The sequence below is a fragment of the Jeotgalibaca dankookensis genome (assembly GCF_002005405.1).
Taxonomy (GTDB): Bacteria; Bacillota; Bacilli; order Lactobacillales; family Aerococcaceae; genus Jeotgalibaca; species Jeotgalibaca dankookensis.
Genome location: NZ_CP019728.1, coordinates 1,374,742 through 1,395,494, shown reverse-complemented (window position 1 = coordinate 1,395,494; position 20,753 = coordinate 1,374,742). Strand labels below are relative to the sequence as shown.

17 protein-coding genes are annotated in these 20,753 nt (G+C 34.9%); 13 read left to right on the top strand and 4 right to left on the bottom strand.

The window, feature by feature from the left end; translation table 11 throughout:
• Positions 1-205 precede the first annotated feature (205 nt).
• The 5 genes from BW727_RS06835 to helD all read left to right on the top strand — a co-directional run bounded on the left by BW727_RS06835 (position 206) and on the right by helD (position 6,407).
• The gene (locus tag BW727_RS06835; RefSeq protein WP_062468542.1) at positions 206-1,174 is read left to right on the top strand and encodes an alpha/beta hydrolase; all 969 of its coding nucleotides are present in this window, start codon (positions 206-208) and stop codon (positions 1,172-1,174) included.
• Positions 1,146-2,534 (top strand): alcohol acetyltransferase, encoded by a 1,389-nt coding sequence (locus BW727_RS06830; protein WP_062468544.1) that lies wholly within the window; start codon positions 1,146-1,148, stop codon positions 2,532-2,534. Before BW727_RS06835 ends, BW727_RS06830 begins: the two co-directional genes overlap by 29 nt.
• Positions 2,521-3,183 (top strand): DUF6320 domain-containing protein, encoded by a 663-nt coding sequence (locus tag BW727_RS06825; RefSeq protein WP_062468546.1) that lies wholly within the window; start codon positions 2,521-2,523, stop codon positions 3,181-3,183. Before BW727_RS06830 ends, BW727_RS06825 begins: the two co-directional genes overlap by 14 nt.
• A gap of 42 nt (positions 3,184-3,225) precedes the next feature.
• Positions 3,226-3,987: an SDR family NAD(P)-dependent oxidoreductase gene (locus BW727_RS06820; protein WP_062468548.1), complete on the top strand. Its 762-nt coding sequence runs from the start codon at positions 3,226-3,228 to the stop codon at positions 3,985-3,987.
• A 164-nt stretch (positions 3,988-4,151) separates the two neighbouring features.
• Positions 4,152-6,407 carry an RNA polymerase recycling motor HelD gene (helD, locus tag BW727_RS06815; protein WP_062468550.1) on the top strand — a complete coding sequence of 752 codons (2,256 nt, stop codon included), beginning with the start codon at positions 4,152-4,154 and terminating at the stop codon, positions 6,405-6,407.
• A 41-nt stretch (positions 6,408-6,448) separates the two neighbouring features.
• Here the strand turns inward: helD and BW727_RS06810 are convergent, their stop codons facing one another.
• The gene (locus BW727_RS06810) at positions 6,449-7,084 is read right to left on the bottom strand and encodes a YczE/YyaS/YitT family protein (protein WP_062468552.1); all 636 of its coding nucleotides are present in this window, start codon (positions 7,082-7,084) and stop codon (positions 6,449-6,451) included.
• A gap of 291 nt (positions 7,085-7,375) precedes the next feature.
• On the opposite strand from BW727_RS06810, the gene BW727_RS06805 reads away from it, so the two are divergent.
• From BW727_RS06805 to BW727_RS06790, 4 genes are all read left to right on the top strand, one after another.
• Complete coding sequence (locus BW727_RS06805) at positions 7,376-8,668, top strand: DNA cytosine methyltransferase (RefSeq protein ID WP_077795803.1); 1,293 nt, start codon at positions 7,376-7,378, stop codon at positions 8,666-8,668.
• A complete protein-coding gene (locus tag BW727_RS06800; protein WP_062468554.1) occupies positions 8,655-9,911 on the top strand; it encodes a DNA cytosine methyltransferase in 1,257 nt (418 codons plus the stop codon). The genes BW727_RS06805 and BW727_RS06800 overlap by 14 nt, the downstream gene beginning before the upstream one ends.
• A gap of 144 nt (positions 9,912-10,055) precedes the next feature.
• Entirely contained in the window at positions 10,056-11,960 is a 1,905-nt protein-coding gene (locus tag BW727_RS06795; protein ID WP_062468556.1) for an AAA family ATPase, read from the top strand.
• A 53-nt stretch (positions 11,961-12,013) separates the two neighbouring features.
• Positions 12,014-13,447 (top strand): LlaJI family restriction endonuclease, encoded by a 1,434-nt coding sequence (locus tag BW727_RS06790; protein ID WP_062468557.1) that lies wholly within the window; start codon positions 12,014-12,016, stop codon positions 13,445-13,447.
• 9 nt (positions 13,448-13,456) lie between these two features.
• Here the strand turns inward: BW727_RS06790 and BW727_RS06785 are convergent, their stop codons facing one another.
• Entirely contained in the window at positions 13,457-13,831 is a 375-nt protein-coding gene (locus BW727_RS06785; RefSeq protein WP_062468559.1) for a hypothetical protein, read from the bottom strand.
• Between the two features lie 144 nt (positions 13,832-13,975).
• Between BW727_RS06785 and BW727_RS06780 the strand changes: the two genes are divergently transcribed.
• On the top strand, positions 13,976-14,980 hold the full coding sequence (locus tag BW727_RS06780) for a restriction endonuclease PLD domain-containing protein (RefSeq protein WP_062468562.1): 1,005 nt from the start codon (positions 13,976-13,978) through the stop codon (positions 14,978-14,980).
• Between the two features lie 81 nt (positions 14,981-15,061).
• Here BW727_RS06780 and BW727_RS06775 read toward each other — a convergent pair whose 3' ends face one another.
• Positions 15,062-16,045: a tocopherol cyclase family protein gene (locus BW727_RS06775; RefSeq protein ID WP_062468564.1), complete on the bottom strand. Its 984-nt coding sequence runs from the start codon at positions 16,043-16,045 to the stop codon at positions 15,062-15,064.
• 139 nt (positions 16,046-16,184) lie between these two features.
• Here BW727_RS06775 and BW727_RS06770 point away from each other — a divergent pair, with 139 nt between their 5' ends.
• The 3 genes from BW727_RS06770 (at position 16,185) to BW727_RS06760 (ending at position 19,574) form a co-directional block, all read left to right on the top strand.
• Complete coding sequence (locus BW727_RS06770) at positions 16,185-16,358, top strand: tautomerase family protein (protein ID WP_077795802.1); 174 nt, start codon at positions 16,185-16,187, stop codon at positions 16,356-16,358.
• 124 nt (positions 16,359-16,482) lie between these two features.
• Positions 16,483-18,531, top strand: a complete 2,049-nt coding sequence (locus BW727_RS06765; RefSeq protein ID WP_062468566.1) for a copper-translocating P-type ATPase — start codon at positions 16,483-16,485, stop codon at positions 18,529-18,531.
• 89 nt (positions 18,532-18,620) lie between these two features.
• Positions 18,621-19,574 (top strand): glycosylasparaginase, encoded by a 954-nt coding sequence (locus tag BW727_RS06760; RefSeq protein WP_062468568.1) that lies wholly within the window; start codon positions 18,621-18,623, stop codon positions 19,572-19,574.
• Positions 19,575-19,614: 40 nt separating this feature from the next.
• Here BW727_RS06760 and BW727_RS06755 read toward each other — a convergent pair whose 3' ends face one another.
• Positions 19,615-20,745: a cation diffusion facilitator family transporter gene (locus tag BW727_RS06755; RefSeq protein WP_216596690.1), complete on the bottom strand. Its 1,131-nt coding sequence runs from the start codon at positions 20,743-20,745 to the stop codon at positions 19,615-19,617.
• Between the last annotated feature and the right edge of the window lie 8 nt (positions 20,746-20,753).

The window sequence follows — 20,753 nt, the reverse complement described above, 5'->3', positions numbered from 1 at the left end:
GATGAAAAAACTACTTTTTTCATCAGTAAGTGGTTCAAAATAATTCCTAGTGATGAAATCCGGGCAAATTTCATCACCAGACAAGAATATAAAGCTTCTAATGATGAAATCGATATTGAATCAAGCGAGTATCTCAAAAAATCATGATATAATGAGACTATCTTTACCCATACCATCCATTAAAATTGTAAATGAGGGAATAGCTATGAACAATATAACAAAATTTATACTCAAACTCTTTTCCTCACCGAAAATAGATATGCAGGAGAACTATTTACAAGTAAGGCGCCTGCAAGAGTTTATTCAACAGCCACCAAAAGATAGTTATCGAATCTTGGATCGCCAAATTTATGCAGAAGATATGAGTCATGAAATTCCAGTCCGGATTTTCCAGCCTAAAGAAAAACGTAGTGATGAAATCTTACTTTTCTTCCATGGCGGTGGTTGGGTACTGGGAAGTATTGATACATATACAAGGGACTGCATCCGAATGGCCGATAAGACAGGTCGGGCCGTTTTAGCAGTTGATTATTCCAAAGCACCAGAGCACCCATTTCCAGCTGGATTTGATGATTGTTTTCGTGTAGCGGAAGTACTCATTAATCGTCCCGAATTAACTGGGCTTCACAATGCAGAAAACCTCGTCTTAATTGGCAATTCAGCAGGCGCAAATTTAGCAGCGGCAGTTTCCTTACGATTAAGAGATGAAGGAAAGCAATTACCGCATAAGCAAATTCTGATTAACCCCGTTACTTATTGGAATCACGATGAACGTTCTCCTTTTCAAAGCGTTGAAGAAAATGGCTACGATTATGGACTGACTAATAAAAAATTACGCGAATATATGGAAATGTATGCCCCAGATGAAAAAGTACGGCAATCGCCTTATGTCTCTCCCATAGTGGCAGATGATTTAGCCAACCAACCAGCGACACTCATTATTACGTCCCAGTTTGATCCTTTAAGAGACGAGGGCGAAGCTTACGGGCAGCTACTATGGCAAGCAGGTAATGAAGTTCGAATTTTTCAGGCAAAGAATACCATCCATAACTATCTGTTTGGTCCTATTTCTACCGACTCAGATGAAAAAACCTACCGACTAATTGAAGATTATTTGGAAAACCGTTTAAAAGGAAGTGATGCATATGGAGAAGAGAAAGGCTACCAACCGTAAAAAATGGGTGCGGCTTGATAATGCATCCAACATCTTCCTTGCCGCAATGACTAATCGGGATAGCAAAGTCTTTCGATTCAGTGCGGAACTGACAGATACCGTTGATTCGGATCTATTGCAGCAAGCTTTAAATGAAGTTTATAGCCAATACTTGCTCTATCATAGTGTTTTGCGGCGCGGTATTTTTTGGTATTATTTAGAAGAAAGTGACTTAAAGCCGGTTGTTCAACTGGACACCAACCCATCTTGCCAGCCGCTTTATCATTTTGATCGACGTGAATTATTATTCCGAGTTGTCTATTGGAAGAAGCGGATCAGCTTAGAAGTCTTCCACGTTTTGTCTGATGGAACCGGAGCTATGTGGTTTTTCCAAGATTTGTTAAAAGAATACCTCTTGTTAAAAAATCCTGAAATAAATCCAGAAGATTTGGAAGTAGCCGAATATAATCATGACACCTCAAGTGAAGATAGTTTTGCGAGACATTTTCGGGTCAAAGATCAGAAAAATTTTGGGCAAGCGACCCAATCGGCCTTACGCAGTTTTAGTAAGGTCACGGTTAAAGCAAAAGAACTGCTTTATCCAACAGGAGACGCTGATGAAAAGAAGGTTTATCATTACAAAGGAACTTACACACCTGATAATCGTCCACGTATTGTCGAGATGGAAATGCCGGTTAAAAAGATACTAAAACGAGCTAAAAAGGAGCAAGTTTCCTTAACCATTTATTTAACTGCTTTGTTTATGGAGTCTGTCCGTAAAAGTGCCAAGGATTTTCACGGCAACGAGACAATGGCTGTTTCAGTCCCGGTCAATTTAAGGCAATTTTATCCTTCGACTTCCGCGCGAAATTTTTTCGCAGTAACACGCTTAGAGTATACCTATCAACCAGGCAAAAAAAATTCTGTGTCGGATATTTGTAAAGAATTGAAAGAGCAATTAAGTCCACAATTAGAAAAAAAACATTTAGAGAAAATTTTGACGCGATTAATTTATTTTGAATATCATCCACTCGCGCGTATTATTATTCGCCCCTTAAAAGATTTTGGGTTAAAATTAATTAATCATTCGACGAATAAAAATTTGACACTGGCAATATCAAATTTAGGCAGGGTGTCTTTTTCAAAACCAATTGAAAGTTTCATCAACCAAGTCTATTTCCATACGATTGCGGTTCGTCCGCAATTTTGTGCGATTAGTCATGGCGACTATTTTACCATTTCCTTTACGTCGCCTTATATTGAAACCGATATATTCAAAGAGTTCGCACGCTCTTTAACAGAAGATGGCGTACCAATCACAGTAACGGTTAACAAGGTTACGGAAGAGGAGTTAGGAGGGGGTTCTCATGCGGGAGTGTGAAAATTGCCATGTTGCTGTCAAAGGCAATCGGGAAAAATGTCCTTTGTGTCAGACACCGCTAGACACAACCAAACCCCCCGTTGCGAGTTCCTATCCAGATGTTCCCTTACGGTTTAATAAACAACGGATAACAAAATGGTTAGCCCTCTTATCTTTAATCATTATATTTACGACGCTCGGGTTAGGTTTCATTTGGCGGGGGAATATTCAATGGATTCAAGCAGCGTTATTTGGCATTATGTCCATGTGGCTGGTTGTTTTAACAATCGTCCGCAAGCGGCGTAATTTAGCAAAAAGTCTTTTATATTTACTCATCATTCTGTCACTTCTGTGTGTGTACCTTGACTATTTAATTGGTTGGACAGGGTGGTCAACAACCTTTGCAGTGCCGATTTTTTGCAGTTCAGCCGTCATTGGCATGTTTGTATCGAGTCGCTTAATGAGAATGAAATTAGCTGATTACATTCTCTATTTGGCTGCAGCAGCCATGCTAGGATTAATTCCCATTCTTTTTTTAATTTTTAGCTGGGTGAGTACAACTATTCCGAGTTGGATATCCATTGGTTTTAGTAGTCTCTTACTATTACTGATTTTATTCTTTAACGGTAGCGAAATAGTACGTGAGCTTCAAAAACGGATTTTTATATAGAAAAAATGATAGTAGCAAAACTATAAGGGGGAAATTTGACAGATGAAAAATGAAGTAGCAGTTATAACCGGAGCAAGTTCTGGAATTGGGCGAGAGATTGCCAAGAACCTCAGTAAGCGTGGTTACAATCTTGTTCTTGTAGCACGACGTGAGGACCGTTTAGAAGAGCTGGCAAAAGAAGTTGACACCCATTGCCAGATTATTACAGCTGACTTAGCCAACTTAAGTGAAGCGCATGGTTTGCACGAAACGGTTCAAGACCAAAACGTGACGGTACTAGTTAATTGTGCAGGATTTGGGCTTTTAGGTGATTTTGCAACCACAGAATTAGACCGTGAAATCGATATGATCAATCTTAATATTTCTGCTCTCCACATATTAACGAAACTCTTTTTACAGGACTTTATCGAAAAAGATAAAGGGCATATCCTAAACGTTGCTTCTATAGCAGGGCTTCTCCCAGCTGGTCCATATATGGCTACTTACTATGCAACAAAAGCCTATGTGGTCAGTTTGACGCAAGCAATTAATCAAGAATTAAAAAATCGAGATAGCCAAGTGCGAGCAAGTGCGCTTTGCCCGGGACCGGTTGATACCGAGTTTAATGAAGTAGCGGGCGCTTCCTTTGCTCTAGCAAGTATCACTGCTGAAGAGTGCGCGCGTTATGGTGTTCGTAATTTATTCAATAATAAAGTTTTAATTATTCCAGGAGCGAACTTAAAGGTTGCAGCTGTTATTGCTAAAATAGCACCAAGAAGCCTCCTTGTTAAAATTGCCGGTCATCAACAAAAAAGAAAACATTAGAATGAGATAACCACGTATATCAAGAAGCCATTCCAGGTTAAATGGGATGGCTTCTTTGCGTATTCGAATAAATGGAAAACTAGTGTGCAATATGCTATAATTAAAAATGTTACTTTTAGCCAATTAGAGCGATTTCATTAGAGTTTGAAAGGGGATATACCCATATGAATAATAAAACAATTCAAGAAGAACAAGCGCGTATGGATAAGGTGATTGCTATTATCACAGCAGAAGCAGATCAATTAAAATCCGAATATACGACAAAGCTTGAAATCCAAAAGCAATTATTAAAACAATCCTCTGAAATTCGAATCAATAATAGTTCCAGTGAAGCCATGTGGGAAACTTCCGGCGAATTAAGAGAGTTTGAACAAAACTTAACCATAAAAAGTAGCGAACTGATTCAAGTTCAAAATAGAAGAACGGTTTTGGAAAAAATGCAAGAAGATCCTTATTTTGGACGGATTGATTACCAAAATCTTGCTTATTCAGAAGAAGAACAAATTTATGTGGGAATCGGCTCACTCTTTGAAGACAATGAGAATTATATTGTAGACTGGCGCGCGCCTATTTCTGCACTTTATTACGAAGGAAATGTGGGCGATACCGTCAAACTACGTATCGGCGACCGTTTCCAAGCTTTTGAAGTAGATTTAAAAAGACAGTTTCGTGTTCAAGCAGGTAAAATCGTTGGTATGATTGATACGGATAACGTTATGGGTGATCCTTATCTTATGGAAGTATTAGAAGCAGGATCATCGAGTTTAATGGGACCCGTTGTGGCAACCTTACAAAAAGAACAAAATCGTATCGTCCGTGATACCCAATCACGCAATGTTTTAATACAAGGTGTGGCTGGTTCAGGAAAGACCGTTGTGATGATGCAGAAGATTGCCTATCTTCTATATGCGTTTCGGGCCCATCTTAAAACAGATGAAATTTTACTCTTTTCGCCTAACCGTATTTTCCAAGCTTACATCTCGCAAGTTTTGCCTTCACTTGGCGAATGGGATGTGGAAGGTAATACTTTTCCACAATTTATTCAACAACGTGTCACTAACTTCAAAATGATTCCTAATGAAGTAGGTGAAAACACGGCGATTCAAAACGTTAAAGGAAGCAGTGCCTTTTATGGTGCTCTAGAACGATACAGTCAACTTCTTAAAAATAAATATTTGTTATTCCGAAATATTATGCGTGAAGATGATGTCTTGATTTCCAAAGAAGAAATTCAAGAAATTTATAGTTCTATTGATAGTAAAGGAACCTTGGCTGCTAAGTTAGAAATTTTGCGTGCTAGATTGCTCCAACGCTTAGATGAATTAAGAGTAAGTAGTTTGGATGCCGATTGGGTGGATGATGCTCTTCAACACTACGATACCGATAGCTTGCATCGTTTCGAAAGCCAATCCCATAATATTGTTAAAATGGAAAGCTATATGCGCCAACAAATTGTCAGCGACGCCTTTAAACCGATTGAGCACCGTGTAAATAGTCAAGCCCATATACGTTATCGTGCGCAGTACTTGCACTTTTTAAAATCAATTCCTAACTTAATGAATTTAGAAAGCTTTCATGTTTCCACTGAGGAATGGTCTGATCATATTGGCGATGTACGTGAAGAAATGCGCAAGAACCGATTTTATTACTATGATATGACGACTTATTACGCACTTTTACTACAAATGAAGGGGATGATGACTCAAAAGTCATACCAATACATTTGTATTGATGAAGTTCAAGACTTTACTCCCTTTCAAATGCGTTTACTTAAGAAATTATATCCACGTGCACGTTATGTGATGGCGGGGGATTTAAATCAAAATATCTGGCAGAACCGTTTGGATTATGACGTATTAAAAAATATTTTCGAAGAAGAAGAAATAAAACGTCACCTCCTCTTAACCAGTTACCGTTCAACAAAAGAAGTCATGGCTTTTGCGGACCAGTTTGCCATCTTGGACGATCAAGAAACCAAACCTATCCGTTCGCGTGAAAAACCAGAAGTTCTCTTTCGTGAAAGTCAAACTTTTACAAAAGATTTAAAAGAACGACTAGATGAACGTGTAGCTAGAGGTGAGCGGATTGCTTTCTTGACGCCAACTAGTGCAGGAATTGATAAGGTCGTCAGCTTTTTAGATGAGTGGGGTGTGGATTACCAAACCATTTACACCGATGACACCATCATGAATAAACAAATTGTTGCCATGCCTATTGGCTTAGCAAAAGGTTTGGAGTTTGACGTTGTCGTTGGAGTAGGAACAGATGAGATTATTGCATCGATTGCTGGAAGTAATAACCAACAAATTTGGTATACAATTTTTAGCCGAGCTATGCACCAACTGTATCTGATTACTTCAAACAAAGACTCAAAACTACTACAAGGGATTGACCCTGAAACTTACAAAATAGTTGAATAAAAAAACGGGTAGGAACTCTTGAGAGTTTTCTACCCATTTTTTTATGAATGTGATGTGTTTGATTCTATTTTTAATAAAAAATCTGTGAACACTCGACGTAAATATTGAATGAGTGGACCAACTAGAAAACTTGCAATCACCGTCATAATGCCAACCGTTGCGCTAAGTAAATAGCCCAATATCACACTCGTGACATCAGAAAAGACCCGAATGTTGCGGAAAGAGATGGTTCCCTTACTACGCTCTTCAATGATAAGCGGTAAGGCGTCGTAAGGCGCAACGCCGCGTTGTGTGGCAATATATAAAGAAGCGCCTACGATAACAATGAGTAACCCAATCAAACCAATCAATAAGCGCATCATAAATGAAGGCTGCTGGATGAGAGAAGCTAGTCCATTAAAGGTAAAATCTGCTATATAGCCAACCAAAATCATATTGAAAAAAGTTCCAATACCAATAAACTTGCGGCCAAATAGAACCATAATTAAGATTCCAATCGCATTGACCACTAACGAAACATGACCAAACGCAATATTGGAGAAATAACTGACTCCTAATAATAAAGTTGTGAAAGGATCGGTTCCAAGATCTGCCATACGTAAAGTTCCAATTCCTATTCCAATCGCGATACATCCTAGTAGGGTCATCAGAATACGAAAACGATTATTTTTATTCAAGATATAAGTCCCTCATACTTTCTATATGGTGATTCATTCATTGTATGGTGACGAGCTTGTCAGGTCAAAAAAATAATTCTAAAGCTAAATAGTACTATCTAAAATTTATATTTAAAAAGACACTGTAATTAAAATAAATATCTTTCTATAAAGGATTAAATATAGGAACTAACGTTCTTGCTTTTTTTACTTAATTAATATAGTATAATAATGGTATTGAAAAAAAGGACTTAATTCAATGGCATTCTTTTAAAAATATATATGAATATTAGTTAATGTGGAGGAATTTTCATGACAAGAGGCGGAGCTAGACCAGGTTCTGGAAGAACAAGTATACCAGGTAAAGAGCTTAAAATAAAACTATCAGATGAAGTTTGTGAACAATTAGAACTAAATTTTACTGGTAAAACCGTTCAAGATAGAATTAGAGACTGCCTAGAATATGGCATTAAGGCTAAAGATAATGATACCTCAAATATATCTAGTAAACAATACAGTGTTGTTGATTTGTTTTCAGGAGCTGGGGGACTATCACGAGGATTTATGGATGCAGGATTTAATGTGGTTCTAGGCGTTGATTACGATGATGCTGCGTTAAAAACTTTTAAAAAAAATCATGGGAATGCTGATGCAATAAAATTAGACTTGTTTAATCATAAAAATATAGACAAAATTGTTGAATATCTTGAAACTAGAAATATTTTTGCCGATGTTTTAATAGGTGGACCACCTTGTCAAGGTTTTAGTTTAGCTGGTAAAAGAGAAGAATTCGATAAAAGAAATGTTTTGTATAGCGCAATGGTAAAGACTGCTAAAAAAATACGGCCAAAGGTAGTAGTTTTAGAAAATGTACCTGGGATGTTAACTTTATATAATGGTGCAGGAGCTAAGAGAGTTAAAGAAGATTTTGAAGAAATTGGATATCATTTTGAAGACCCAAAAATATTGTATGCACCTAACTATGGAGTGCCTCAAATTCGAAAAAGAGTATTTTTTGTAATGACTCTAAAAGAAGAGATAAGCAATATATTTATATATCCTAAACCTGAACTTACAGAAGATGATTATATAACTACAGAACAAGCTATAGGTGATTTACCATCCTTAGAGGGAGTTAAAAAATTTAATTTAGATCAAATAATGAATTATCCCAATAATAGTTACACAACATATCAAAAGTATATGAGGAAAAATTCAAAGAAAATTCATAATCATATTGCAACAAATCATGCAGATGAAACAATAAGATTAATTTCTATGATACCTGAAGGTAATAATTACAAAGCACTACCTAAAATAGAGTTAGACAAAAGGAAATTTAAATATAATGAAGCTTTGACTAGATATCATAGTGGCAAACCTTCCCGAACGATAGATACTGGACATAGAACACATTTTCATTATAAATGGAATAGAATTCCAACCGTTAGAGAAAATGCTAGATTACAATCGTTTCCAGACGACTTTATATTTTATGGAAATAAACAAGAACAATATCGTCAAGTCGGGAATGCAGTTCCGCCTTTACTAGGAAAAGCAGTAGCTATAAAAGTAATGGAGTTGCTAGATAATGAGGAAAATTAAGATTATGGATTTATTTGCAGGTGCTGGTGGGCTTCTAGAAGGGTTTATGCAAACAAAAAGATACGAACCAATAGCATCAGTAGAATGGGAGAAAGCACCTCTTGAAACCTTGAAGAATAGGTTAGTTAATCATTACGGAATAAAAGATGCTGAAAAGAGCTCAATATGGTTTGATATGCAAAGAACAGACGAGCTATTTAATGGTTTTGAAGATAAAAAATATGGTAAGTCCAAGGGCTTAGACTATTTTTTAAAAGAGAAGTTAGATGTAATAATTGGAGGGCCACCGTGCCAGGCTTACTCTCAAGCGGGTAGAACAAAAGACAAATACGGTATGAAACATGATTATCGTAATTATTTGTTTGAATATTATTTAAAGACTGTTGAAAGATACCAACCAGAAATTTTTGTTTTTGAAAATGTACCAGGAATGCTATCGGCAATGCCAGATGGTACAAAAATAGTAGATTTAATAAAAAATGATGTTGAGAGTATAGGGTATGAAATTGTTGATAATATAAAAGAACATGCATTAATTGATATAAAGAATTATGGAGTTCCTCAAAATAGACGTAGAGTGATATTAGTAGGGATTAGAAAAGGCAATAAATCCTATGAAGAAATGCAATCTATACTTGTTAATTTCTATGAACAGATATTACCAAAATATAAAAGTAGTATTGAGTTAACAGTAACGGATGCAATTGGTGATTTACCAGCTCTTTACCCTAAAGAGCAAGCAGATTTTATAGTGGGAATTGGTAAACAATCTCATACTCTTACAGATAAGTATCATTACACTTGGGGACATGTAGCACGATTTCAAAATGAAAGAGACATAAAAATATTCGAATTATTAGCTAACGATATAGCTAGTGGTAAGAATGAGCTCCAGGATGCACGAGCACTTAATAAAATATATAATGAAGCTACTGGTGGTAATTCTAAAGTACACAAATATCATGTTTTAAGGGAAAACTTACCTAGTACCACTATTACAGCTCATCTCTACAAAGACGGATTGAGGTTTATTCACCCCGATCCAAAGCAAAAAAGAACAATTACCGTTCGTGAGGCAGCCCGATTACAATCATTTCCGGATGATTTTGAATTTATATCAACAAGAGGAAATAATTATAAAATGATTGGGAATGCAGTACCACCAGAATTTGCTCGTCGATTGGCTTTAGCAATTGAAGAATTAATGATTGAAATAGTAAAAAAAGAAAAAAAAATTGTGTAAATGTTTATTTAAAATTTTATAGATGCCCATTTAAGAGATAATCTAATTAGATTATCTCTTTTTTATATTTCGTATTCATCTTAATATATAAAGTTTATTACTAAAATTCTAATGGTATAATGTATTAAGTATAGGAGGGATTAAATGGCGATTTTAGATTCACTTAAGTCACGTTTTGATGAAAGTATAAAAGCAGATAAAGTAAACCACTTACAAGCATTAATATATGCTTCAAAAGACATAGCAAACTACCAATTATCTCATGAAGGATTAAATAGAGAGTTATCACCATCTGAAAAAATTGTTATTAGATCTATATCAGCTTTTGAAATATTCCGCGAAGGAGGAAGATTTAGTTATGGTGGTGCGAACATAGAAGATACAATAAAATTTCTTGATGGAAGTTATTCAGAAGAAGAGTTTCAAAATTTGAAAGATAAGTTTCAAAAAATTTATCAAGATGGTGGTGCTTTTGGTATCTGGGAAGATCAAAATTTCACACTATCTGCACTCGCAAAAAGAGTTGCAAATAATGAAATAACAATATCGAGATATCTCAGTATTGTATTTTTAAATCTTTTTTCTTATGCCACTAATGAAGAAGGAGAGATTGTGTACTTCCATTTATTAGATAAATTACTAACACACATACTAGAAAGTGGTAGGGAGCAAGAATCCATAGAAATAAGTATAGAAGAAATAGGAAACATATATTACGATTTTAATGATGAGAGTACTGAACAGCACAAAAGAAGCCAAAGAAATATAATGTTTCAGTATTTAATTGGAACCGAATATTTTATTTCTTCTTCTAGTAGAAAGCTCAAAATCCACCCTAATTGGGTTGGAAAGATAGCCCATTTACAAAGTATATGTAATAAAGAGCACTCCGAACTTTCATTTGAAACTGCAAGATCAACATTGGATAATCGAACAAATAGAAGTAGATATGTTGAAGTTGTAACTCAAAATAATCACGAATTAGAAATAGCTAAAATTAGTAGTGGGTTCGACCGTATTGAGACAAACACTTCGGAAATTAGAACTAACGATGATTCATATGAATTGATTGAAGATTATAGACAATATATATACTTTGGGGCTCCAGGTACTGGAAAAAGTTATAGATTGAAAAAAGATAGTGAAGCCTTTCCATCCCAAAATATTAAAAGGATAACTTTCCATCCTAATATGACCTACGGACAATTTATTGGAACATTTAAGCCCTTCCCTTATATCTTTGAAGGAGAAGAAAGAATAACGTACAAATATATTCCGGGAATTTTACTAAAAACTTTAGTAGAAGCCTTAATGAAACCTAATCAACCGTTTTTATTAATAATTGAAGAGCTTAACAGAGCTAATGTTAGTGCTGTATTTGGAGATTTTTTTCAATTATTAGATAGAGACGATAATGATAGAAGTGAGTATCCAATAAGTATCGGTGAGGATATGAAAATATATTTAACCGAAGAAGGCTTAATGAATCCTAACAGTTATACAGAAGGGGGACAATTAAACGAAGGGCTTATATTTCCTCAAAATTTTTATATATGGACTACAATGAATAGTGCTGACCAAGGAGTCATGCCTTTAGATACAGCGTTTAAGCGGAGATGGGAGCAAAAATATTTTGGAATAAACCAGGCTTTTGAAGAAAACAGAGAAGAATTTACGCAGTATGCAAAAATTATATTAAATAATGGGACTGTAGAGTGGAACGAATTGCGCCAGTTTATAAACAAACAATTAATTAAATTAAAAATAGCGGAAGATAAACTCCTTGGTCCTTATTTTATTTCAAAAAAAATTTTAGAAGTTAAATCAAATGAAACATATGAAGAAGCTAATATACGTTTAACTAATTCGTTTAAAAGAAAAGTATTAAATTACCTATTTGAAGATGTTGGAAAGCATCGGAGGAATGAATTATTCACTCTTGACCAAGAGAAAATGATTTATTCTGAAATTTTGAATGAATTTGATAATATAGGGGTTAGAATATTTATTAATCATGAGGAAATTGATATTGAATTAAATGACGAATAAAAAACAAAGAATTATTAATCAATGTTTATTACTATTGTTTAGGAGATAGATTAATGCATATACTATATTTTCAAGAAGATAGTAAAATAACTCCTTCCAAAATTAAAAGTGAATTTGAGTCTACTAGTGCTTATCCAGCAAATAATTTAATAAAAAAATTAAAGTCAACAAAAGTCTTATACCAAAAATCTTCCAAAGTAGAAATTAATAGCTTAGTCAATGCTGATTTAGAAAACGAAATAAAATATGATGAATATTTTTACTTTAAATACGTAGGTATTTTATTAATTAAAGATATTTGTATAGTAGTTTATCCGAAATATATTAACAATATATTTGCAGATTATTCTGGAAATAAACAGAAGCTTATACAAATACTACGGGTAATACAAAAGTTTCAGAGTTTATACATTGATAGTAATTTGGAATTTGATAACGATAATGAGAGTTTTTTAGCACTAAAGATGTACTTGCAAACGTCTTATTTTGAGAATGGACTATATTCAAGTGAAACTACTAATATTGAGTTAAATGGAGATGGAGAAATACTTTGGGATAAAACAATTAATGAAAAAAATGCTCACATTATAAAAGGAGTTCCTTTTTATTTAAATTATATTAACAAAAATGTTATTCAAGATAATGGCAACATAATTAGGAGAATACATGCTGCAATATTAACAGAAATATCTACTGAATTAAAAGATGTCTTAAATTTAATCGGATTTGAACCAGTAATTATCTCAGATGATTATTTGGAAGATATTGGAAATAGTGATTACTTAGAGTATTTATTAGAGTCAGAATTAAATTCTCAATTTATTAATTCTAAGCAATTAATTTTAAAAAACCTTCTAAAATATATTAGAAAAAAGGCCCTAAAAACAGATAGTTCAGAAGTAGAATTTTACGGAACTAGTTCATTTAATTTAGTATGGGAAGAAGTATGTAAAAAATATTATAAAAATGATTTAAACAAAACACTAGCTGAATTAAATCTTATTTCAGAAGGAACTGTAATTAAAAAAAATAATTATAAGTTAATTCAATATAGACAGGACTTACCACTAAAAGAAGTAGTAGATGTTCCTAAATGGACATTAATGGAAACAGAAACTGAATATAAAGCAAGTAAAACATTAGAGCTAGACATTTTGCATGTTAATAATATCGAAAAGAGATTTGATATATTTGATGCTAAGTATTATTTAATTGAATTTACGGATAGTAGGGTTCGTAAACAACCTGGTGTAGGGGATATTACAAAGCAATATTTATACGAATTAGCTTTCTCAAACCTAGCAATGATTAATCAATATACATTTACGAACTCATTTATAGTACCTAAAGATAATTTAGCTGAAGATAACGACTTAGGAGTAAAATACTCTTATGTTTCACTAGAATTTATGGACGATTTAGGGCTTGATCCAATAAATGTAATAGCAAGAGATCCACAAATTATGTATTCAAAATATCTAACTTAAAAAGTAATGCTAAATTAAGTCGTTGCTCACTAACGAAAAATAAAATAACCCGTCACTTAGCAAATAATCAATAACTTGGAAATCGTAGTTTTCATTTTGAACTTTATATAATAAATCTAAACCATTAGAAATAGTATTAATATTTTCCATACTAAAGTCAACCTTGCGAAGTATTATAATACTTTTACCAATGTTATTTAGGCTTAAATTATATAAGCTTTCTATTAAAAGTACATGGTTAATATTTTTCATAGTATCTATTATTGTTATGTCCTCTATTTGTTTGGTATTATTATCATCAATAGTAAAGGTAACAATATTTTTTTTATCTAAACCAATTAACTTTACATAATCTTTAATTATTTGGAATATATCTTCATTCATTAAATCACCTCCATAAACTTGATGTTAAAAATTATATTATAAGCTGGAATATTGATATTGTCTTTAGTAATATTTATCTGAGAAAAATATCACTAAACAATTTAAAGAGTTAATTATATTAAAATAATGAAATGAGCTGTTTTTATGATTTTTTCAGATGATTTATATAGATTAATATTTAATAACAAAGCCAACCAATTTTCTGATGAGATTATTATTATTTCTGGGTTTATAGGGCCAAAACCAGTTGAAGATCTGAGCCAGACTTCTCTTAAGGCAACTGTAGTATATGGTATGTATGGGGCGAGCGGAATATCCGAAGCTTTACATAAACAATTACAACAAATATCTCAGAATAGTTCTAACTTAGAAATTTTATATTCAAAAATACCTGTTCATTCAAAAGTATATATTTGGAGGAAAGAAGGAAAAATTACTTATGCACTATTGGGTTCAGCTAACTTTTCTGTAAACGGTTTAAAAAAACCATATAGAGAAATATTAGGAGAAGCTACCGATGATTCTTACGAGACACTATCTTCTTACACGGACACTATATTAGGAAATTCCGTAAATAGTGCGAATGCTACTAATATAATTCAAAACTATGGCTCTAGCCCCCTAATTGGAACATCCACTATTTATTTTAGTGATAGTAGATGTATAGTACCTTTGTATATATTTGATAGTTCTACAGGAGAAAAAACTATGCCGCAAAAAAGTGGAATTAACTGGGGACATGGTGGCGCACATAATCGTGAGGATGTCGCATATATCCCTATTTCAATGGAGAATATTAGAAAGTTCCCAAAACTATTTCCACAAAAGAAAACAGATGCAGTTGTGGTAAGAAATAGCAGTGGGGAGTCTATTCGGCAAAATGAACCGGTAGAAATATTGTGGGACGATGGTATAAAAATGGAGGCGATTTTAGAAGGAAGTCAAGGCCCTAATGGGATTTATCCTAAACAAATATCATCATTTCCAAGTAAAAGCATGATTGGGAAATATATAAGAGGTAGATTAGGTGTTGAAAATTCTAGTTTTGTGAAACTATCAGATTTACATAGTGCAAATAAAGATGCAATAAGAATTAGTTTGATAGAAACGGGATTGTATTATATGGAATTAATAAAAACAAGAGATTAATAGCCTCTTGTTTTTATTAATTCCATAGTATTTTTTATTCTCTTTTTTAATTATAGATATTTATTGTATTCTTAAAATATTCTACATAGTACTCTTCATCTCATGGGCGTCAACAATTTCAATTCCGGCCATGGTTCCAAGTCCTTGGTAGTAATAATCGGTTTCTTTATCCCATAATTCCATTTGAAGGTTACCAGAAACGCCTTCTTTAATGGTTTTATGCATACCAGATTCAACTGGTGCTTGTAGATTACCGAGATGTTCAACGGTACCAATTAGGGTCACTTCAGCTTGATCGTTTTCTATTTTAACGTTTACTTGGTTTTCAGAGGGGAAAGAGATGCTGAGTTTTGAGTTGTTATAAGTAGCAAAACGATATTCTTTTCCTTTAACATGAATATTTGAAATAAAGCCTTGAAGCTCCATTCCTAAGAAAGGAACATGGGCAACGGAAAAGAAAACGCTCGTATCTTCTTCTCTAAAATGATTACTTTGAATCCAAACATAGTGTTTAGGAAATTTACTTCCCCAATCTTTTTCGATATACCCTTTGCCACCTGTAAAATCAACCATTTTTCCATTAATCAACAAACTACCTTGTAGGCTATGATTCATACTCGTGATACCATGGTAGCATTCCATTTTAGGAAAATAAGCAAATGGCCCCATAATGTTTGGCTGTAGTGCAGAGGTTCCAATTGGACTAAGGGCACCGAAATAGATGGCACCGGATATGCGGTCTGTTTTTGTTTCAATATTAACAGATAATTTTTCGGTCGAGAAAAGATTTTCACCCACCATGACTTGGAAAGGGTCATCTTGCCATTTGAAAGCATCTTTGGTTAATCGTAAATAACCCGTATGAGTATCTTCTCGTTCATCTTCTTGAACAATAATGTATTGAACGAAGGAATGGGGTTCGTCTTTATTTAAACTAATACCTGGAATGAAACTGATTGCGGTTTTACCATCTGCACTGACCTGTTTATAGTACCAACCTTCAAAATATTGTTTTTTATTGAGATTACCTTGAAACAAATTTGGATTTGTTAATCGGTTTGCCAATATATCCACCAGCCTTACGCTATATTTGTATCCCTACTATGCACGAAGAATATCCCTTTTGTCAAAGAATAGTTGCTTATTATACTCGTATTTTGTGAGATATGCTACAATTCAGGTAAATAAAAGAGGGGGAATAACGATGCCATTTGTAAGAATCCAGTTAAAAGAAGGACGGACACCACAACAAAAAGAAGAATTAGCTAAGGCCATTATTGAAAAAATGGAGGAATTAAAGTTTGCATCTCCGGATGCTATTCGTGTGATCTATGAGGATATAGCGCCAGAAGATTTTTATTCTGGTCAAGAGAAATGATAAAAATAAAAAGGTTGCCTTAAGGCGCCTTTTTTTCTTTGTAGTTGACTTAAAAACCAGCTGTGGTAAAATGAAAATGAACAAACGATTACAAGTGTAATCGATAAAAGAAAGGGAGTTTAACATGAAGAAAGAATCAGCAGAACACGCAGATCATCATGAACACGACCATTCGCATCATGAGGGGCACAAACATGATGAACATCATCACGACGAGCATATGGGTGGAGGGCATGAGCACCATCATCATGGTGATTTTAAGAAACTATTTTTTGGTTCATTACCCTTAGGTATTCCCATTTTAATTTTATCGCCTTTAATGGGCATTACCTTGCCATTTCAGTTTACATTCCCATACTCAGATATTTTAGTAGCAATTCTATCTACAATTTTACTGGCTTATGGCGGGAGAACTTTTTATCAAGGCGCTATTGCGGAGTTTAAACAAAAGGCACCTGGTATGATGGCTTTAGTCTCACTCGGTATTTCTGTATCTTATATTTATAGTGTCTACGCTGTTGTGACAGCTTATTTAACCGGTAATACAATGATGGACTTTTTCTTTGAATTCGCATCTTTAATCCTCATTATGTTACTCGGACACTGGATTGAAATGAAAGCAGTCGGTGAAGCAGGGGATGCGCAACAATCGCTTGCCGAGCTGATTCCAAAAGAAGCTGCACTGGTCAAAGAAGATGATTCCATTGAAAAGCGTCCCGTCTCTGAATTAAAAAAAGGGGACTTGGTACGTGTCCAAGCGGGCGAGAATATCCCTGCAGATGGGAAAGTCGTTCGCGGGGAATCGCGAGTTAACGAAGCACTTCTAACAGGTGAATCTAAATTAGTTGAGAAAAAAGTAGAAGATAAAGTGATTGGTGGTTCTACGAACGGCGATGCTGCTCTCTTTATTGAAGTCAGTGAAACAGGCGATCAATCCTTTATCTCACAAGTTCAAAACCTCATTAGAGAAGCACAAAATCAACCTTCTCATGCGGAAAATCTGGCTAATAAAGTTGCCGGGTGGCTATTTTACATTGCTTTAGGAGTTTCCATTGTTGCATTTGTCGTTTGGCTGATACTAGCGGATCTTCAAACTGCCGTTCGCTTCACGGTGACAACGCTAGTCATTGCTTGTCCGCATGCCCTCGGTTTAGCGATTCCCTTAGTGGTGGCTCGTAGTACCAGTTTAGGTGCTAGTCGTGGTTTACTCGTTAAAGACCGGGAAGCTTTAGAACTAGCTAACAAAGCAGATATCATGGTCTTAGATAAGACCGGAACGCTCACAACAGGGACCTTTGAAGTTTTAGACGTACAAGTATTAAATGAAAGCTATGCAAAAGAAAAAGTGATTGGATTACTAGCGGGGATTGAATCTGGATCCAGTCATCCGATTGCAAAATCAATCGTTGCTTACTCTAAAGCAGCCGATGTTAAACCAGTCGCATTTGATTCTGTTTCCATTATTTCTGGTTCTGGTGTTGAAGGAGAGTCGGCAGGTAAACATTATCAATTACTAAGCCAAAAGAGCTATGGAAAAGATTTAAATATAGATATTCCAACAGGCGCTACAGTCAGTATTCTGATTGAAGAAGGACAAGCCATTGGTATGGTCGCTTTAGGAGATGAATTAAAAGCAACCAGCGCTGATTTAATCAAAACTTTGAAAGAACAAGGAATTGAGGCACTGATGGCAACCGGTGATAACGAAGCAGCAGCAAAAGCAATTGCCGATGAACTGGGAATTTCGTATGTATCCAATCAATCACCTCAAGACAAATATAACCTTGTAGAAAAATTAAAAAAAGAAGGCAAAACAGTTATTATGGTAGGGGATGGTGTCAACGATGCACCGCCGTTAGCCTTAGCAGATGTTGGTCTAGCGGTCGGAGCGGGAACACAAGTTGCGATTGATTCAGCAGATGTGGTCTTGACTCAATCAGATCCAGGTGACATTGCTGCCTTTATTGAACTAGCTCAAAAAACCACACGTAAAATGAATGAAAACCTTCTATGGGGAGCAGGGTACAACTTCATTGCGATTCCACTGGCAGCTGGAATTTTAGCGCCTATCGGATTTACACTTTCACCTGCAGTTGGAGCGATTTTAATGTCGCTTTCAACGGTAATTGTAGCAATAAATGCCCTGTTTTTAAGATTAGATGATAAAAAATAAAGTCGCTAAACATCACAAAAAAATATTTTTTGTGATGTTTTTGTATGTAAGGGTATAATATTGTAAAACAGGAAAACGGAGGAGAAAGTATGTCTTATGGAGTGATTGCAACTTGGCGGATGGCTTATCAAGCCGTTCTTAATAATATTGGTACGTTAGCTAACGAAAGTGATGCTGGGCAAACCCTCGAAGCAGTTATTAGCGAAGTCGAAAATTTTCCCAATTATATTTCAGTAGGATATGGTGGCTTACCTAATCAAGATGGAAAGGTACAACTAGACGGTGCCTTTATGGATGGATCCACTTTTGAAATCGGTGCAGTAGCGGGGATGGAGAATGTGAAAAACCCAATTTCTGTTGCAAAAAAATTAAGTTCAGAGCGCTTTAATTCCTTTCTAGTCGGAAAAGGCGCACAAAGTTATGCTTCACTGAATGGCTTTAAGATAGAAACCTTATTAACAGAAGGTTCAAACGCGCGTTATCAAGAACGAATTAATCATGTTAAAACAGGCGAAATAACACCCTATGATGGGCATGACACAATTGGGGTAGTTGTATTAGATCCAAAGGGACACATGGTAGCTGGAACATCTAGCAGTGGCCTCTTTATGAAGAAGGACGGTCGCATCGGCGATTCTGCTCTGCCAGGGTCTGGCTTCTATGTAGATAGTGATAGTGGCGGTGCTACTGCCACGGGACTTGGGGAAGATTTAATGAAAGGAATCCTAAGTTATGAGATTGTTAGGAAAATGGAAGCAGGACTTCTACCAATGGAAGCAGCTCAGCAAACATTGACTGATTTTGAAAGAAAATTACTGAAAAAAGCTGGCAAAGTAGGAGCCATGTCTTTAATTTGTATGAATAAAAACGGTGAGTGGGGAGTTGCGACTAATGTTGATTTTACCTTTGTAGTTGCGACCGAAAAACAAAAACCAACTATTTATATAGCTAAGCAAAATGATGCTGGGCAAACAAAAGTAATAGAACCAAGCCAACAGTGGGTAGATGATTTTCTCTTACATCAAAAGAATCGACTCGAGTAAAACAAAAAAACCAAAGCACGATCTGCTTTGGTTTTTTTGTTTATAAAATGTTATCTGGATCAGCGATGGTTTCAATTGTTGTATGCGTAACGTTTAATGGTATAACCAAGCTACGAATTTTTTCCTTTAATTTTTCCCGTCCATCATTCGAAAAATTATCGGTACTGATTGTAACAGACATGGCATGTTCTTCACCATCAATAGACCAAATATGTAAATGAGCGAGGGAATGGACACCCGAAATATTTAAAATTTCTTCTCTAATAGCTTCTATATCAATCTCGCTTGGAACAACTTCTAAAAAGATTTGAGCAGTTTCTTTAAAAAGGGGCCATGCTTGCCAGATAATAAATGCAGCAATTATAAGTGATAAAATAGGATCTAATATATACCACTCTGTATATTTCACCACAATACTAACAATTAAAACACCAATCCAACCTAAAACGTCTTCTAATAGGTGCAAATTAAGCATCGATTCATTAGCAGAAGATCCTCTATTCATCAGCCAAGCAGAATATCCGTTTGCCACAATTGCAAAAATTGCTAACCAAAACATTCCTTGGTAATTAACAGGTTGAGGGTCAAATAAAATAGGAATCGTATTGGCAATTAAAAAGAGTGACCCGGTTAGCAAAATACCACCGGTTACTAAAGCGCCCAAAAGAGAAAAGCGTTGATGACCAAAACTATATTTAGCATCGGCTTGACGTGTAGATATTTTTTGGAAAAACCAAGCCAAACCGATTGAAATGGCGTCACCCAAATCGTGAACGGCATCAGTTAAAATGGCAGCACTATTAAATAGAACACCAAAGAAGAATTCTAAAATCGAAAAGAAAAGATTAATAATAAAAACAATTTTCATATTCTTTGCTGCTTTGTCACTAGAAGAAAAATCAACATCTTGATGGTGGCTATGACTGTGACCACTTTCATGTTGATGCGAGTGACTATCCTCTTGCTCACTATTATCTTCTGCTTCAATAATAATTTTTTCAAAAGCAGCGATACGGTTTAGCTTATTGATATCGAGGTCAGAAGGAAAAGATAGAGTTCGATGTGGATAATCGATTCTGATTGAATCGGTATTGATGGCGCGATTAAATTTCTCTTCAATTGCTTTTGCGCGTTTTTCACTGTGAATGCCACGAATACGGTAATTTTTCATCAATAAAA